General features: G+C 50.7%; 16 protein-coding genes and 1 tRNA gene. 12 read left to right on the forward strand and 5 right to left on the reverse strand.

The genetic code is table 11. The features are described from left to right. Positions 1-262: 262 nt before the first annotated feature. The 3 genes from EJE49_RS00705 (at position 263) to EJE49_RS00715 (ending at position 2,367) form a co-directional block, all read left to right on the forward strand. Positions 263-820, forward strand: a complete 558-nt coding sequence (locus EJE49_RS00705) for an RNA polymerase sigma factor (protein WP_124948488.1) — start codon at positions 263-265, stop codon at positions 818-820. Continuing rightward, entirely contained in the window at positions 817-1,563 is a 747-nt protein-coding gene (locus EJE49_RS00710; protein ID WP_124948489.1) for a hypothetical protein, read from the forward strand. Before EJE49_RS00705 ends, EJE49_RS00710 begins: the two co-directional genes overlap by 4 nt. Positions 1,564-1,641: 78 nt before the next feature. Next, positions 1,642-2,367 (forward strand): pseudouridine synthase, encoded by a 726-nt coding sequence (locus EJE49_RS00715; RefSeq protein ID WP_124948490.1) that lies wholly within the window; start codon positions 1,642-1,644, stop codon positions 2,365-2,367. Here EJE49_RS00715 and EJE49_RS00720 read toward each other — a convergent pair. Then, positions 2,364-3,953, reverse strand: coding sequence for a putative bifunctional diguanylate cyclase/phosphodiesterase (locus tag EJE49_RS00720; RefSeq protein WP_124948491.1), 1,590 nt, complete (start codon positions 3,951-3,953; stop codon positions 2,364-2,366). The two genes, EJE49_RS00715 and EJE49_RS00720, sit on opposite strands and share 4 nt — an antisense overlap. Before the next feature lie 174 nt (positions 3,954-4,127). Here EJE49_RS00720 and EJE49_RS00725 point away from each other — a divergent pair, with 174 nt between their 5' ends. The 5 genes from EJE49_RS00725 (at position 4,128) to EJE49_RS00745 (ending at position 9,560) form a co-directional block, all read left to right on the forward strand. Further along, on the forward strand, positions 4,128-5,087 hold the full coding sequence (locus EJE49_RS00725) for a serine hydrolase (protein WP_124948492.1): 960 nt from the start codon (positions 4,128-4,130) through the stop codon (positions 5,085-5,087). A gap of 5 nt (positions 5,088-5,092) precedes the next feature. Continuing rightward, a complete protein-coding gene (locus EJE49_RS00730) occupies positions 5,093-5,644 on the forward strand; it encodes a YqiA/YcfP family alpha/beta fold hydrolase (RefSeq protein WP_124948493.1) in 552 nt (183 codons plus the stop codon). A gap of 36 nt (positions 5,645-5,680) precedes the next feature. Next, the gene (locus EJE49_RS00735; RefSeq protein ID WP_124948494.1) at positions 5,681-7,573 is read left to right on the forward strand and encodes a ribonuclease catalytic domain-containing protein; all 1,893 of its coding nucleotides are present in this window, start codon (positions 5,681-5,683) and stop codon (positions 7,571-7,573) included. 5 nt (positions 7,574-7,578) lie between these two features. Continuing rightward, the gene (locus tag EJE49_RS00740) at positions 7,579-8,478 is read left to right on the forward strand and encodes an energy transducer TonB (RefSeq protein ID WP_124948495.1); all 900 of its coding nucleotides are present in this window, start codon (positions 7,579-7,581) and stop codon (positions 8,476-8,478) included. A gap of 74 nt (positions 8,479-8,552) precedes the next feature. Next, positions 8,553-9,560, forward strand: a complete 1,008-nt coding sequence (locus tag EJE49_RS00745; RefSeq protein ID WP_124948496.1) for a class 1 fructose-bisphosphatase — start codon at positions 8,553-8,555, stop codon at positions 9,558-9,560. Between the two features lie 57 nt (positions 9,561-9,617). Here the strand turns inward: EJE49_RS00745 and tilS are convergent, their stop codons facing one another. From tilS to EJE49_RS00760, 3 genes are all read right to left on the reverse strand, one after another. Beyond that, positions 9,618-10,904, reverse strand: a complete 1,287-nt coding sequence (gene tilS / locus EJE49_RS00750; protein ID WP_189941575.1) for a tRNA lysidine(34) synthetase TilS — start codon at positions 10,902-10,904, stop codon at positions 9,618-9,620. Positions 10,905-10,929: 25 nt separating this feature from the next. Further along, the gene (locus EJE49_RS00755) at positions 10,930-11,898 is read right to left on the reverse strand and encodes an acetyl-CoA carboxylase carboxyltransferase subunit alpha (RefSeq protein WP_124948498.1); all 969 of its coding nucleotides are present in this window, start codon (positions 11,896-11,898) and stop codon (positions 10,930-10,932) included. Positions 11,899-11,988: 90 nt separating this feature from the next. Beyond that, positions 11,989-12,468, reverse strand: coding sequence for an FKBP-type peptidyl-prolyl cis-trans isomerase (locus EJE49_RS00760; RefSeq protein WP_124948499.1), 480 nt, complete (start codon positions 12,466-12,468; stop codon positions 11,989-11,991). 66 nt (positions 12,469-12,534) lie between these two features. Between EJE49_RS00760 and EJE49_RS00765 the strand changes: the two genes are divergently transcribed. From EJE49_RS00765 to EJE49_RS00775, 3 genes are all read left to right on the forward strand, one after another. Then, positions 12,535-13,659: a cupin domain-containing protein gene (locus EJE49_RS00765; protein ID WP_306308178.1), complete on the forward strand. Its 1,125-nt coding sequence runs from the start codon at positions 12,535-12,537 to the stop codon at positions 13,657-13,659. Positions 13,660-13,663: 4 nt separating this feature from the next. Continuing rightward, positions 13,664-14,158, forward strand: a complete 495-nt coding sequence (locus tag EJE49_RS00770; protein ID WP_124948501.1) for a DUF7931 domain-containing protein — start codon at positions 13,664-13,666, stop codon at positions 14,156-14,158. A 352-nt stretch (positions 14,159-14,510) separates the two neighbouring features. Continuing rightward, positions 14,511-15,356, forward strand: a complete 846-nt coding sequence (locus EJE49_RS00775) for a ferritin family protein (protein WP_124948502.1) — start codon at positions 14,511-14,513, stop codon at positions 15,354-15,356. Here the strand turns inward: EJE49_RS00775 and EJE49_RS00780 are convergent. Continuing rightward, positions 15,337-16,524: an iron-containing alcohol dehydrogenase gene (locus tag EJE49_RS00780; RefSeq protein WP_124948503.1), complete on the reverse strand. Its 1,188-nt coding sequence runs from the start codon at positions 16,522-16,524 to the stop codon at positions 15,337-15,339. The genes EJE49_RS00775 and EJE49_RS00780 overlap by 20 nt on opposite strands. 217 nt (positions 16,525-16,741) lie before the next feature. Between EJE49_RS00780 and EJE49_RS00785 the strand changes: the two genes are divergently transcribed. Beyond that, positions 16,742-16,818, forward strand: a tRNA-Met gene (locus EJE49_RS00785). The last annotated feature ends 67 nt before the right edge of the window (positions 16,819-16,885 follow it).

Raw genomic sequence — 16,885 nt, forward strand, 5'->3', positions numbered from 1 at the left:
AAATTAAGGTTTTACATAGACCCTAGTCAATTTTGCTTGTGGCCGGGTGATTTCTGCCGCACCCGAAGGTGTAACTGCAACTGGATAAGTCGCAACCGCGGCATGACGTTTCAGTCGTGTAAAATTAATCCTTATAGTTAAAGACGAGTTTAGTTCAATATATATTCCATAATTGATGGAAATATTTTTTATTGGAATAAATTAAAGGGTTTGTACGTCTATAATTCTATGGAAGATGGATTGAGACAGGTTGATAAATAAAATGAATTTATTGCATTTGATGGGTGTGAATACAGGGGTTACCACCCAGATAAAGGAAAGGCGGACACGACTGTATCGTGTTGCCTACTCGTGGTGCCACGACCGTACGCTGGCGGATGATCTGGCACAGGAGGCGCTAACGCGAGGTCTGTCACATTTGCATCAGTTGCGTGATCCAGCGCAACTGGATAGCTGGTTGTTCAAGATCCTGCATAATTGCTGGCGTGATTGTTTGCGTTGCCAGAAGGATTTTCAGGATATAGAGGAGATGGAGGATTACCTCCATGCGCATGATGACACTCCGGAGGATATCAATTCACGCAGTCAGGTGGTAGACCGGGTGCGGGCGGCGATTGCATTACTGCCGATGGGGCAGCGTCAGGTGCTGACACTGGTGGATCTGGAAGAGTTTAGTTACAACCAGGTCGCTGACATTTTAGCCATACCTGTGGGTACGGTAATGAGTCGCTTGTGTCGTGGCCGGCAGGCGCTTAAACAGACATTGATTGAGTTGGCTCCGGTCGCTAAAAGTAACGCAGTATTAAGGATGGTCAAATGAAGTCCGAAATTTCAAATGAACAACTGAGTGCATTTGTGGATGACGAATTGGATACTCCGGAAAAAGACGGTCTGTTTTCCCTGCTTGGGTCCGATCCTAAATTAGCACAACAGGTATGCGAACTGCGCACGCTCAAAGAATTGGTGCGTCATGGTTATACTCAACTTCCAGGCATGAATAGTAAAAGCCATTGGGCGAAGAAATTTCACGCGCCACAATCGCTAGTGGCAGGGGTGGTATTGGTGCTGGGGCTCAGCCTGGGTTGGGTGGGGCATGACTGGAGCCAGCCACAGCCAGTTACACAGGTGGTGCACGATATCTCTCATCCGCTAGACGCGGGTGCGTTGCGTCCGGTCAGTCTTTCCGGGGTGACAGAGGATATGCATAAAATTGTGCTGCATGTAGACTCGGCTGATCCGGCCAAATTTAAAACGCTGCTGGATGATGTGGATTTCCTGACGCAGCATCAGGCCGCATTAGGTCAGCCGGTGCAGGTTGAAGTGGTTGCCAGCAGTTATGGCCTGAACCTGTTGCGTACGGATGTGACGCCGTATGCTGCGCGAGTGCGTGCTTTGGTTGATCAGCATCCCAATGTGGTATTTGTGGCATGCAATCAAACGATGCAGCGGCTGAATAAAGAGGGTGCGAATGTTAAGTTGCTGCCGCATACCCGGGTAGCTCCGACAGCCACTGAGGAAGTGGTGAACCGGCTGCAAAGTGGCTGGACTTATATTAAAGTTTGATACTTGTCGTGTGTTAAACCAGCCTTTTCTATAAGCCTGGCTGACAATTCCGGCGTGGCTTCTGGTAGAGTCGCGGCTATGAAAAAATTATCACTGGATCGCATCCTGCAATCGCAGGGTTTTGGTACGCGTAAATATTGCCAAGAATTGATCGCGGAAGGCGCTGTCAGCATCGCGGGTGAGGTGGTGACAGATTATCGTAGCAAGATTGCGGCTGATGGCTTGCAGTTTACTTTATTCGACGCTGAGTGGACTTACCGTGAACACCTGTACGTTGCTTTAAATAAACCGGCCAATTTCGAATGCTCCCGCAAGCCCAGCCACCATCCCGGCGTTCTGACTTTGCTGCCTGAGCAGTTTTCCTGGCGTGATGTGCAACCGGTAGGGCGTCTTGATCACGACACCACAGGTTTGCTGTTGATGTCGGATGACGGGGCTTTCATACACGCCCAATCGTCACCGCGGCGGCATATTCCAAAAATTTACGTAGCAACAACCCATGCGCCAGTCACGACTGAATTGGTTGCGGCGATGCTGGGTGGGGTGAAGCTGCATGATGAACCGGAGCCACTGCGAGCGGTAAGCTGCCGAAAAATCGACGAACATCAGTTGGAGATTGTGCTGGAGCAGGGCAAGTATCATCAGGTCAAACGTATGCTGGCGGCGGCAGGTAATCACTGCGATGCATTGCAACGGGCGGCGATAGGTGGGCTGACACTGGATGCGCTGGCGCTGAAAGAGGGTGAGTGGTGCTATCTGAATGCTGCACAGATGGCTTTGCTTAGCGCGAGTGAAGCTGCTTAACGTAACGCCAGTCGGCTGCTCACATAGCGCTGACTTTGCTTGTTGTGCCAGACTATCCATTCCGGTACGGCATCGGCAGGTATGGGTTTGCTGAAATAATAGCCTTGCACGACATCGCAACCCAGGATTTGCAGTAATTCGAGTACTTCAGCAGTTTCTACTCCTTCAGCCACTACCCGATAACCCATGTTATGTGCCATGACGATGGTGGCATGGACGATGATGGCATCGTTGTCATCGGTGGTCATGTTGGTAACAAATGATTTGTCGATTTTGATTTCGGCAGCAGGCAGGCTTTTTAAATAAGCCAGGGATGAATAGCCCGTCCCAAAGTCATCAATGGAGCATTGCACTCCCAGTTCGCTCAGGGTAGTGAGTGTGGCATTCGCCAGTTCCGGGTTGATCATCATGCTGCTTTCCGTGACTTCCAGAATCAGGCTGGATGGCGGGATATTGTAGGATGTCAGGGCGCGGGCAATGTCGTCCGGCAGGCTTTCGTCACTCAAGTTGCGCATGGACAGGTTGACCGCAACTTTAATGTTCAAGCCCAGTGCGTGCCATTCTTCCAGTTGTGCCAATACTGCGTGCAGCACGGTAAAGGTAATCTGCTTCATTACGCCGATACGTTCTGCAATCGGAATGAACTGTTCCGGAGAGACGCTACCCAAAACCGGGTGGTTCCAGCGTACCAGCGCTTCCAGCCCACATGCGGTGCCGTCTTTGAGATTGATTTTGGGCTGGTAGCAGATGCTTAACTGGTCCTTGAGGTCAGGGTGCTTGAGTGTGGCGATCAGGTTGAGGTTGCTCAAACTGGATTCATTAATCCCGGCGGCGTACATCACATAGCCATTGCCGCTACGTTTGGCAGCATACATGGCCACGTCCGCGTGTTGCAGTAATTGCTGTGTGACATCGCCGTGCTCAGGGTACATGGCGATGCCGATGCTGCCGCCGATGCTGAGTTTGTGGCCGTCAATAACAAACGGTTCGTCGACGATGGCCAGCACGTGTTTGGAAAAACTTACCGCTTCTTTCTTGTTGGTGGCTTCCAGTGCGAAGCCGAATTCATCACCCCCCATGCGCGCCACCATGCAGGTTACCGACGCTATGCCATGCAAACGTTGTGCTAAGGCGATGAGCAGTTCATCGCCATAGTGATGACCGAGCGTGTCATTGACTTCCTTGAACCGGTTAAGGTCCATGATCATGATGGCGATGGGTTTTTTCGTGAGGTTGCCTATGGTGATGGCCTGTTCTATGCGTTCCATCAGCAGGCGGCGATTGGGCAAATTGGTCAGGCTGTCATGTAGCCAGCCGTGGCGCTCGCGTTTCATGATTTCGCGTACATAGTGCAGGGTTTGTACGCTGACGTGCATGGTAACCAGTACAAATAGCCCACCGCTAAAAAATACGCCGGATACGACGATATCCGCCAGTGCGGCAGGGCGGGTCAATAATGTCAGGCCGTAACCGATATAACCTAATACAAACAGGATGACGAAACCGAACAGCAGGCGCCATCCAGCCAGATTACGGGTGTGTTCGTCTTTGAGTAATACGCGGGCGTAACTGCTGGATCGCAGCATAAATAATATGCCTGCGATAATTAATAACAAACTATAAATCTTCAAAGCTGTCTACCGTTAATAGTATGGTTGTACGCGTATGCGTAAATAAGTTAACAACTTTCTTAACTAATCGCGCCAACTTGTTATTTTTTTGCTATATTTCGACTAGTGCTACGCTCAAGGTAAATTCCCATGAATATCTCATCTCGCTACACCCTGTTGTTTACAGCGCTGGCATCTTTGCTGGCGCTGGACGCAAATGCGGCACAAGGCCGTCATCATGCCACGCAACTGGTCGAGTATAGTGTGCCGGATAGCGCTGATCAGCCTCATTTGAGCGCGTTATCGGTATTGGTATTGAATCAGAGCGATGGTCAGCCTTTATATCAAAAAAATGTAGATATGGAAACGCCTATCGCATCAATTAGCAAATTAATGACGGCGATGGTGGTGCTGGATGCGCATCTGGATATGAATGAGATGCTGGAAATTACTCAGGCAGATGTCGATATGCTGCGTCATACCAGTTCACGATTGCCGGTAGGTACCCGGTTAAGTCGCAGCGAATTAATGCATCTGGCATTGATTGCTTCAGAAAATCGCGCTGCTTCGGCACTGGCACGTAATTATCCAGGTGGACGCGAGAAGTTTATCGCAGCGATGAATCGTAAAGCGCGGAGTCTGGGCATGGCGCATACCACTTTTGAGGATTCAAGCGGTTTGTCCAGCAACAACCAGTCAACAGCAGCGGATCTGGGGAAAATGGTCCAGGCGGCTGTACGCTATCCAGTCATCCATGAAATCACGACTACAGGCGCTTATGAAATTACCAGCACCGGCATGATACGCGTGCGGCACAAGCATAAGGAAAGCTGGCGCAGTGTCGAGCGCCGGGTTGCATTTCATAATACCAATCAACTGGTGCGCGATGAAAATTGGGATATAGGTTTATCCAAAACCGGATTTATCAATGAGGCTGGACACTGTCTGGTGATGCAGGCAAAGATTGCGCAAAAGCCAGTGATCATTGTGCTGCTGGATGCGTATGGAAAATATGGCCGGATTAATGATGCCAAACGCATCAAGCAATGGCTGGAACAACGTACGGACAATAAAGTTGCGATGCGTCTGGATCAAATTTCGAGTAATTGAGCGGTATGTTAATTTATGTACACGGCTTTAACAGCGGCAGTGCTTCCAGCAAGGCGCGTCAATTGCAGGCGCATTTTGCCAGCATAGGTCAACCGCAAGAATATTTGTGCCCGGACTTGCCGCATCGTCCCGCGCAGGCTATTGCTGTGCTTACCGAGTTGATTCAAAAGCATAATGATGTGAAGTTGGTCGGCAGTTCGCTGGGTGGGTTTTATGCTACCTGGCTGGCAGAACGGTTCGGGATTAAGGCGGTGCTGGTTAATCCCGCTGTCCATGCACATTTGCTGCTGGCCGGTGAGTTGGGCGAACAAAAAAACTACAGTAGCGGCGAAATTTATCAATTTACGCAGCAACACCTGGATGAGCTTGCGGCTCTGGATTTGCCGCGGGTGCAGCATCCACAAAATTTGCTGTTAATGGTCGAAACTGGGGATGAAGTGTTGGACTATCGTGATGCGGTTGCTTATTATGCCGATAGTCGTCAAATAGTGGAACCCGGTGGAGATCACGGTTTCCGGTCTTTTACGCAATATATTCCAACTATTCTGTCATTCTAGCCGCATCGTTTTTGCGCGCTGACGCGGTTACTCAACATGTATTTACTCTACGAAGAAGATGGCCATTTCAAGGCCGGTACCATCATCACTGATAACGAAACATCGTTACAAGTCGATACCCAGCATGGCAAGCGTGTCAAAATTAAAATTATTAACGTAATGATGCGTTTTGCAGCCCCGGCGCCTGCCGAATTCATGGAAGCCGCTCAGCATGTGCGTGATGAGGCGGATGCGGATTTTCTGTGGGAAGTTGCCAGCCAGGATGAATTCGGTTTTATAGACCTGGCCACCGAATATTTTGGGCATGTGCCGACCGCGATCGAGTCAGCCGGCATTCTGATGCAGTTGCATGCATCGCCTATGCATTTCTACAAAAAGGGGCGCGGACGCTATAAAGCCGCACCGGCGGAATCACTGGCGGCTGCAAAAGCGGGAGTTGAACGCAAGCTGCGTGAAGCCGAGCAATTGGCGGCCTATGTCGCAGAATTAACTGCATTCAAATTGCCGCATGAGTTCAGTGAGCACGTTACCCAGTTGCTCTATGCGCCGGATAAGAATCAGGTGATGTGGAAGGCGGTGGATGCAGCCTGTAAACAAACCGGATTGCTGCCGTTAAAACTACTGGATCGGTGCGGTGCGATTGCTTCCAGCCACGATTACCACATGCAGTTGTTTTTACGCGAACATTTCTCCCGCGGTACCGGTTTCCCCGAGGTTGAGGCCTTGCCGGCGATACCGGAATTGCCTGCGGCGGCAGTCAGTGCGTTCAGTATTGATGATGCTACCACCACAGAAATTGATGATGCTTTTTCCGTAATTAGGCTGGCGAATGGCAACTGGCAAGTGGGCGTGCATATTGCCGCGCCGGCATTGGGTATTACACCGGCATCGGGCTGGGATCAGATTGCGGCGCAGCGCTTGTCCACGGTGTACTACCCGGGCGGAAAAATCACCATGCTACCGGATGAGGCGATTGCCGATTACACCTTGAGCGAGGGTCGGTCTGCGCCTGCTTTGTCCATGTATATCGAAGTTACCGATGAGACCTGGCAGGTAGTGAGTCATGTCACTCGTCTGGAGCAGGTGCATATTACGGCTAACCTGCGTCATGAATTGCTGGAAATTGATTTCAATCATGTGAATTTAACGAGCGGTTGTGCGGAGTATCCGCATCAGACCGAGCTGACGATGTTGTGGCACCTGTCCGGTGCGCTGGAGGCAGCGCGCGGGAAAACCCCGGATCCCAAATTGCCGCAACGGGTCGATTACAATTTCAAGGTGGAAAACGATCGCGTTACCATCACTGACCGTTTGCGTGGCAATCCGATTGATCGGGTCGTGTCGGAACTGATGATTTACGTGAATGCGGAATGGGGCAAGTGGCTGGCAGATACCAATACCATGGCGTTGTACCGTACGCAGCAGAACGGCAAGGTGAAAATGAGCACCAAGCCTGCGCCGCACGTTGGCCTGGGTGTGGCGCAATATACCTGGTCCAGTTCGCCGTTGCGGCGCTATGTGGATATGATCAATCAGCGCCAGTTGATTGCGCTCGCCACAGAAGAAGCGCCGCCGTATCCGCCCAAATCCGATACGCTGTATACCGTATTACGCGATTTTGAGCTGGCATACGATGCCTATAACGAATTCCAGCGCAAAATGGAGCGTTACTGGTGCTTACGCTGGTTGCAGCAGGAAAACGTCAGCAGTATTAACGCCAGCGTGATCAAGGAGAATCTGGTGCGGCTGGAAGGCTTGCCGTTTGTTACGCGCGTGCCGTCCTTGCCTGAACTCGCGGTGGGCAGTCAGGTGATACTGGGAGTGGATGAGATTGATCTGCTGGATGTTGAACTGATGTGCAGCTTCCAGAGTAAATTGCTGCTGGAAGATGATACGGCACCCTCAGGTGATGAATCCGAGTTAAAATAAAACGCATGAATGCGCTCAAACCATTTTATGATCTGGCGGAAAAACTGCACTTGCCCGTGGCCTTTATGGTGGCGTTGCTGGTGTCGTTTTTTTTGCATGCGGCTGCATTGAGTTTGAACTTCAGAATGCCGGTCGTGAGTGAACAGAGCATGTTCACACCGCCGCTGGAAGTGGTGCTGGTAAACAGCAAATCGGCTACCCGGCCACATAAAGCTGATGCTTTGGCGCAGAGCAACCTGGATGGTGGCGGCAACACCGATGCGGATCGCCGTGCCAAGAGCCCCTTGCCGGCTATGTCACATGATCAGCGGCAGTCTGAAGCTGAGGCTGCGCAACAGCATGTGAAGCAGCTTGAGGAAGAAAGCCGCAAGATCATGACGCAACTCAAGTCGAATTACAGTCTCGCTAATGGCCAGCCGCATCCGGATAGCCCGGAAAAAACATCGCTGGTTAAATCGACTACCGGGAGCCTGTTAGAGCGTAGCCTGGAGATGGCGAAGCTGGAGGCGCAGATTTCCCAGGAATATGATGCTTATCAGAAGCGACCGCGTAAAGTGTTTATCGGCGCCAGCGCGCAGGAGTACGTGTTTGCGCGTTATATAGAAGACTGGCGCATCAAGGTTGAACGGGTGGGCAACCAAAATTACCCCGATGCGGCGCGCCAGCAGAAAATATATGGCAAGCTGCAACTCACGGTATCGATCAAGGCGGACGGCAGTCTGGAGGATGTCGAGGTGAGTCGGTCTTCCGGCTACAAGGTGCTGGATGCAGCCGCCGTTGCTATCGTGCGTCAGGCTGCGCCATATTCGCCATTCCCGGAAGATGTACGCAAGAAAGCCGATGTGGTGGTCATTACGCGGACCTGGACATTTGCACCCGGTGATCAGTTGAGTACGAAAGAATAGCCGCTGCAATTCATAGTTATATCAACGTCATGCTATAATTTATTCATTTATTTCATCTTATAAAGGCTAAACCCATGCAAATTGGCACAACCATTGCGCAATTCCTCGCTGATGAACAGCGTGCGAACAACACCAACAATACCGACCTGCTTGCTCTGATGGGGCAAGTGGCTACTGCGTGTAAAGTGATCTCCAATGCGGTCAATAAAGGCGCATTGTCAGGTGTGATGGGCAGTCTGGATTCTGAAAATATCCAGGGCGAAACCCAGAAGAAGCTGGACGTGATCACCAACGAGATTTTCATACAAACTACCGAGCGCGGTGGTCAGTTGGCAGGTATGGCGTCTGAAGAAATGGATGACGTGTATGACATTCCTGCGCAATACGCGCATGGTAAATATCTGCTGGTATTCGATCCGCTGGATGGCTCATCTAACGTTGACGTGAATATCTCCGTGGGTACGATTTTCTCCATATTGCATTATGAAGGCAGTGCAGCCAACCCGGTTGCCGCTGACTTCCTCCAGCCTGGTACCAAGCAGGTTGCTGCGGGTTATGCATTGTATGGTTCTTCTACCATGCTGGTGATTACCACTGGTCACGGTGTGAATGGCTTTACTCTGGATAGCGATATCGGTGAATTCGTTTTGACCCATCCGGGCATGATGATTCCAGTTGATACCAAAGAGTTCGCGATTAATGCTTCTAACCAGCGTTTCTGGGAAGCGCCAGTTCAGCGTTATGTCAGCGAATGCGTTGCCGGTAAAACCGGTCCGCGCGGTCGTGATTTCAATATGCGCTGGGTGGCTTCCATGGTGGCAGAAGTGCATCGCATTATTATTCGTGGCGGTATCTTCATGTATCCTAAAGATACAAAAGACCCTGCTAAAGCCGGTAAATTGCGTTTGATGTACGAAGCTAACCCTATGAGCTTTATCGTTGAACAGGCGGGCGGTTTGTCCAGCACAGGTCGTCAGCGTATCCTGGATGTGCAGCCAGAAGGTTTGCATCAGCGCGTACCAGTGATCCTGGGTTCTAAAAATGAAGTTGAGGTTGTGTTGTCATACCACGCCGGTATGTAATCAGGTCGTTTCATCAAAAAAGCACAACTGCGGTTGTGCTTTTTTTTTGGCCGGTGCTCAGGTGTCGGTTAACCAGTTAATCTGCAATGCTTCTTCGCCGGGTTTGGCTTGCCAGTCACATGCGCTACCGATGCCGGGCACATGAATGAGGGTGTCGCCACTGTAAATCAGGGGGGTGCGATCACGTAGCCACGGCGGAATACCGGCTTCTTGCAGCAGTATTTTGAGACGACGATTGGGGCGCTGGCAATCCGGGCGGAATGTTTCGCCACCTTGACGCAGGCGGATATTGATGTCGTGCAGTTTGTTCATATCCAGCCCATTAGCCCGCTCATGCTGGAAAGTGAGGATGCCGCCCAGTTCGGTCAGCGTAAGTTGTGCTTCGCCTTGCCAGTGCCAGCGGCAATTGTGGGTCGGTGGGGGTAGTTGTTTGACCAGGTAGGCGTAGTGCTTGAAGCGATGCAAGGTATGGCCGTCATGGCTGATAGTAATGCTGCTGTCAGCATCAGCATGCATGAGTTGTTCGAGCATCTCCGCTAAGCGGGTCTGGCTGGGCATTCCAAGAGCATGTGTAGCCAGGAAATGGCGCAACAGGTTACGTGCGCGTGCCGGAGTGAGGCTGGCCAGATACTGGCAATTGATGCCTTGGTTGTGAATGGCCTGGGCAGCATCCAGTTGCGCGAGTTCATCCAGTAGTTGATCTGCTTCGGCCAGATTGTGTGCACTGCGTGCAATCGTAGCGCGCCAGGCTGGATATCGCTGGTTGAGCAGAGGCAGAATGTCGTGACGCAGGAAGTTGCGGGCGTAACGCGTGTCCTGATTGCTTTCGTCTTCTATCCAGTGCAGCTCGTATTGCTTGGCCCAATCCAGTATGGCGCTGCGGTCACTGTCCAGTAGCGGGCGTAAATATAAGGGGTGGCCCGGCTGCTGGCGTAATACCGGCATGCCCGCCAAGCCTTTGGCACCGGCACCGCGCAACAGTTGTAGCATAAAAGTTTCGGCCTGATCATCACGGTGATGGGCCAGGGCAATGTATTCGGCATCCTGATGCTGGAATTCGGCATAGCGAGCGTGGCGTGCAGCGGCTTCCAGGCCGAGTTCGGCGCGGTGTTGCAGAGAGATTCTGCTGATATGTAATGGAATGTTCAGCTTCGTGCAGAGCTGTTGGCACGTGTGTGCCCAGTGATCAGCATTTGGACTGATGCCATGGTGAACATGTATGGCGGAAAGTGCCAACGGATATTCTGCTCGTAGCAGGGTAAACAGATGCAGGAGTACGACAGAATCTACGCCGCCACTCAAGGCAATACACAATCGGCTTTCGGGCGCGACGTGATTGATCACGTGCGCCCGAAATGAAGTGTATAACTTATTTGGCAGGTGTGTCTTTGTAACGTCCATAGCTCATGAGGCGCTGATAGCGAGTTTTGAGCAGGGTGTCGATAGGCTGTTTTTGAAGATCAGCAAGGGATTCTTCCAGAGCCGTTTTCATGGCGTGCATCATGGTAGCAGGGTCGCGATGCGATCCTCCGGTTGGTTCTGGAATGATGCGGTCTATCAGACCGAATGATTTCAAACGCGGAGCCGTGATGCCCAGTGTTTCTGCAGCAATTGGCGCGTTCTCTGCACTTTTCCACAAGATAGAAGCACAACCTTCCGGTGAAATGACAGAGTAAGTTGAATATTGCAGCATCATGGTCTGATCACCGATACCAATAGCTAACGCACCGCCAGAGCCGCCTTCGCCGATGACTGTGCAAATAATCGGCGTGCGTAACTCAGCCATAACGTATAAGTTGCGCGCAATTGCTTCGGATTGGCCGCGTTCTTCTGCACCAATGCCAGGGTAAGCGCCTGGCGTGTCGATAAAGGTCATGACCGGAATGCCGAATTTTTCGGCCAGACGCATTAAGCGTAATGCTTTACGATAGCCTTCCGGACGCGGCATGCCAAAGTTGCGATAGATTTTTTCTTTGGTGTCGCGGCCTTTCTGATGGCCGATGATCATGACGCTTTGGTCGTTGAAACGGGCAATGCCCCCAACAATGGCGTGGTCGTCACCGAAGGCGCGGTCGCCGTGCAGTTCTTCAAAATCGGAAAATAGTGCTCCGATATAGTCCAGGCTATATGGGCGTTGCGGGTGTCGGGCAACTTGTGAAATTTGCCATGGAGTGAGTTTGGCGTATATATCCTGAGTCAGCTTCGCACTCTTTTTTTCTAATAGGATCAGCTCTTTTGAAATATCCAGCGTGGAATCATCTTGCACGCAACGGAGTTCTTCAATTTTGGCTTCTAACTCTGCAATGGGCTGTTCAAAGTCCAGAAAGGTGGTTTTCATGGGCAGCTTGGGCCGTTACAAAACGGTATGGTAGTGGATTCGGAAAATAATACAACAGATAGGCGGCAAAGAATTTGCCGCCGTGCAGTTTTAATGATGATGGCCGTGGTCGCCATGAGCATGGCCGTGGGTGATTTCCTCTTCGGTTGCTGGGCGCACATCGGTAACGTGGCACTTGAATTTCAGGGTCTGTCCAGCCAATGGGTGATTACCGTCAACCATAACGGTATCTTCAGTAATTTCAGTCACGGTGTAGAGCATAAATTCGTCAGTGCCTTCAGCGGCGCCTTCAAACTGCATGCCGACGGACGCTTCAGCAGGGAATAAGTGACGTGGCTCAGCGCGGATAAGTTCAGCTTCGTATTCACCAAATGCATATTCTGGCTCCAGCGTGACTTCGATGTCATCGCCGACATTCTTGCCTTCCAGTGCTTCTTCAACGGTAGGGAAGATGCCGTCATAACCGCCGTGCAAATAGCTGACAGCTTCGCTGCCGTTTTCCAGGATTTCACCTGCTAAATTGCTCAGTTCGTAGGTGATGGTAACAATGGTGTTTTTTGCGATTTGCATAATGTTTCCTCAATGGGGCGGATAAATTTTATGCGGATATTCTAACGCATTTCGGGATTATAATTCATGCCTATGAATAAACAATTACTTGGCGGCATCAGCCGCGACGAATTTCTGCGGGATTATTGGCAAAAACAACCTTTGCTGGTGCGTAATGCTATCCCTGAATTTACTGGCCTGATCGATCCGGCTGCGTTGTTTGAGCTGGCCGGCAATGAGGATGTTGAAGCGCGTCTGGTGCGGCAAAAGACCAAAGGCTGGGATTTGCAGCATGGCCCGTTTGACGAAAGTGACTTCAAGGCTAAGCGCGGAGGTGCGGTGTGGACCTTGCTAGTCCAGGAGTTGAATCATTATTTACCGTCAGGTGAAGCCTTGTTGCAGCAGTTTGATTTCATTCCCCATGCGCGGCTGGACGATTTGATGGTGAGCTATGCTGTCCCTGGTGGCGGTGTCGGCCCGCATTTCGATTCCTATGATGTGTTTCTGCTGCAAGGTCACGGGCATAGGCGCTGGCAGATCAGTGCGCAGGACGACCTGACGCTGATTGATGGCGCGCCATTGCGGATATTGCAGAATTTTGAAGCTGAGCAGGAGTGGGTATTGGGGCCTGGTGATATGCTGTATTTGCCGCCACGTTACGCGCATGACGGTGTCGCCCTGGATGAGTGCATGACGTATTCGATAGGCTTCCGTGCGCCGACTACGCAGGAAATCGCAACGCAGTTTCTGGTTTATATGCAGGACAAGATTGAATTAGAGGGGCGTTACCAGGACCCTGATCTCGCATTGCAAGTACATCCGGCAGAAATAGGTGCGGCTATGGTTGATCAAATGGCAGCCATGATTGCGCAGGTTCAGTGGGGGCGTGCAGATGTGGCAGATTTCCTGGGGCGTTATTTGACCGAACCTAAACCGCATGTATATTTTCAGCCGCCGCAGCGTGCCCTTGGCTTTGAGAAATTTGCGGCTCAGGCAAATAAAAAAGGCGTGCGTCTGGCGCCGCAGTCGCGCATGCTATTTCATGCTGATCAATATTATTTGAATGGCGAGCCGGTAACTTTGGCCGGATGCCGTGATGCATTGCAGGCATTGGCGGATACGCGTCAGATTAATACAAGTATGGCTGATGATGTGTTGATGGAATGGTTGTACGACGCTTATGTGGATGGTTACCTCATTATAGGAGGCTAATGTCATGGCAGATGTATTTGATACAGACCATGATTATCAGGTGTTTGCTACATTAAGTGAATACCGGCTAGCGGTGGATGTAGTTATAGCATCGGCTCAGAGAGATTTGCACGTATTCGATACCGATCTTTTCGATATTGCATTTGATGATCTGGCGCGTTACGAACTGTTGCGTAATTATTTGGCACGCGGGGCTGTCAGTCGATTGTGGATAGTGCTGCGGGATGTTCAATACTTGCAGCAACGGGCGGCGCGCATGCAAAGACTGATGCGCGATTTTTCGCACCAGATTCAAATTCGGCAGGTCGCAGAAACGCGGGAAACGGATGCCTTTATATATAGCGATGCAGGTGTGTGTCTATATCGTCCACAGCATGAACATGCCAAATCAATATTGACGCATCGTGATCCTGCGCGGTGTCGCTTGTTTGCAGGGCGATTCGCGCTTATGTTCGATGCGGCAGAACAGCCGGTTTCAGCAACAACTCTGGGTTTGTAATAGGTCATTATGCAAGACCGTAAAAAAGTAGTTGACAAGAAAGTTATAATATTAGAAAATTCTAATAACGCTGATTCTTCAGCTCTTTCCCCAAGAGCTTCAGTGTTGTCTCCTCCATCCTCCTTCATAAGAGGATTTTTAAACCCGGGTATGATTACCCGGGTTTTTTTTGCCTGTTATTTGCGTTAACCGCCATTTCTGATGTTTCTGCTGATATCGTTCTGTGATGCTGCTATGCAGAAGGCTTTGCTTTGGGCTAAACTGAATTGTCTGACTTTTCGCTGATTTGTAATATTGCAGTATTAAAACTCAGATACCATACTTAAAATGTTGAATGATTGTGAGGGTGTGCATGATTTATCCTGATGCTTTTGCGAGTTTGGAGCGAGTACGTTGGAATATGGCGCAAGATGTGCCGTGGGATAGTTTTCAGGCTGATATGTTGACTGACGAGCAGGCGGCAACAATTAAAATGAATGCGATCACGGAATGGTCAGCTTTGCCTGCGACAGAAATGTTTCTGCGCGATTTCCAGCACGATAGTGATTTTTCTGCGTTTATGTCCGTCTGGTTTTATGAAGAGCAGAAGCATGCGCTGGTGTTGATGGAGTATTTACGGCGTTTTCGTCCAGATATGGTGCCAACAGAAGCTGAGTTGCATGAAGTGCGTTTCGAGTTTGATCCGGCGCCGCCGATGGAAACCTTGATGCTGCATTTCTGTGGCGAAATCCGCCTGACCCAGTGGTATCGCTGTGCCGGTCAATGGCATACAGAGCCAGTGATCAAACATATTTATGGTTTGCTGTCAGGTGATGAAGCGCGTCATGGCGGTATATATTTCCGTTATATGCAGCAGGCAATTGAACGGCTGGGCGATGAAGCGCGGGCCGCTTTTTCTAAAGTGGGTGTGCTGATGACCAGTTCGTCACGTAGTGCGAAAGCGCTGCATCCGACCAACTTGCACGTTAGCCAGTCGTTGTTCCCAAATGACACCGTGCAAAGCCGTCTGCCTGATCCGGCATGGCTGGAACATTGGCTGGATGAGCAGATTCGCTTTGATGCGCCATGGGAAGCGAAGGTGGTGAATACCATACTGACCAAACTATCCAATCTGTTTGGTCGTAACTTTGAGAGCACCAAAGATTTGAACCGCTATCGTAAAGAAGTTGGGCAAGCGGTTACAGCCGTCGCTGTATAATCTCGGCCACCTCATCATCGGTCAAGGTGATGGGGTTGGTTTTCATGCTGCTACCACGGCTATTGGCAACGATGCGTGGAATATCGGCAGTGGTCACGCCATAACTGGATAGTCTGGGCAGTAGCATGTGCTCTGTCCAGTTTTCTAAAATACCTACTAATGTCTGCCGCGCAGTCTGGTCATCTAATCCCTGATTTTTTGCTATGAGCCGACCAGCATCGGCATATTTCTTTAAAGCGCCATGTTGGGGATCGCGAATTAACAGGGCCCTAATATTGATCTCGGTCGCTGTTGCGACGAGCGTGCCGCAAACCACGCCGTGAGGAATCGGGAAAAATGCCCCAAGCGGTGATGCTAGGCCGTGGACAGAGCCCAGGCCGACCTGGGCAAGCGTAATGCCCGATAACAGTGCGGCATATGCCATCAGTGCAGGGGCGTCGGGGTGGCCGTTTTGGCCAAGGTACCAGTTAAGCAATCCTTCGTTCGCGGCTTCCAGGCCGCTCAAGGCTAATGCGTCAGTAAAAGCATTGGCTTTAGAAGATACGAAGGATTCCAGTAGCTGTGTGAACGCATCCATGCCGTTAGCGGCGATCATTTCGGGTGTGCACGTATCAAGCAGATCGGGATCAATGATGGCGTATTCAGCCACAAGCTGCTCGTTGCGAAACGATTTTTTGAACCCGTTAATGCCGTGAGTACTTAACACTGCATTTTTGGTGGCTTCAGACCCAGTGCCCGCGCTAGTGGGTACAGCGATAAACGGCACGGATGGTCCAAGATAATTCAACTCCGGACCAACCCCTTCTAAATAGTCCATTACAGAGTGCCCGGCATTGAGCAAGCCGGCGATAGCTTTGGCTGCGTCGAGTGCGCTGCCACCCCCAATGCCGATTACGACATCAATCTCAGTTCCTCGAAGCTGAGATATGGACTCGTCAATAAATTGCGGAGTGGGCTCGCCTGTTACGCGAATGCTTCTATAGTCTATGCCAATGGCGGAAAGCTCGCTGGTAAGCTGGTTCCAGTAACTGGAGGACTGAAACGAAGACGCGCCAGTAATAATAAGAGCATATTTGCCATAAAGACTGGCAATTTTAGGAAGCAGGGCGAACTTGCCGGAGCCAAACTCAATGCGTGGCAGGCGGGAAATGCTGAATGTAGTAACCATGGTCATTGTCTGGTTTGATAAGGCTAAAAAAGTGATGGGTAGATGTATAAAGCAAAATGCTATAAAACTCAGTTGCTTAAGCTTATTCTCGCAGGAAAGTTATAAGGCCGCCAAGCAAAAAATTAAATAAAGTGTTGACGGGCATAGATAGGCTTTGCTATAGTCTCACCTCTCGACGCGGCGCACACAGCGCGGCGAAGATAAAGAAACATTCGGACGCGGGGTGGAGCAGTCTGGCAGCTCGTCGGGCTCATAACCCGAAGGTCGTAGGTTCAAATCCTGCCCCCGCAACCAAGCAACATCGCTCTTTAACAACTAAACAATCGATAAGTGTGGGTATTTACAGCAGCGGTTTTGAGAT

Origin of the sequence: Sulfuriferula thiophila (assembly GCF_003864975.1) — a bacterium.
Lineage (GTDB): Bacteria > Pseudomonadota > Gammaproteobacteria > Burkholderiales > Sulfuriferulaceae > Sulfuriferula > Sulfuriferula thiophila.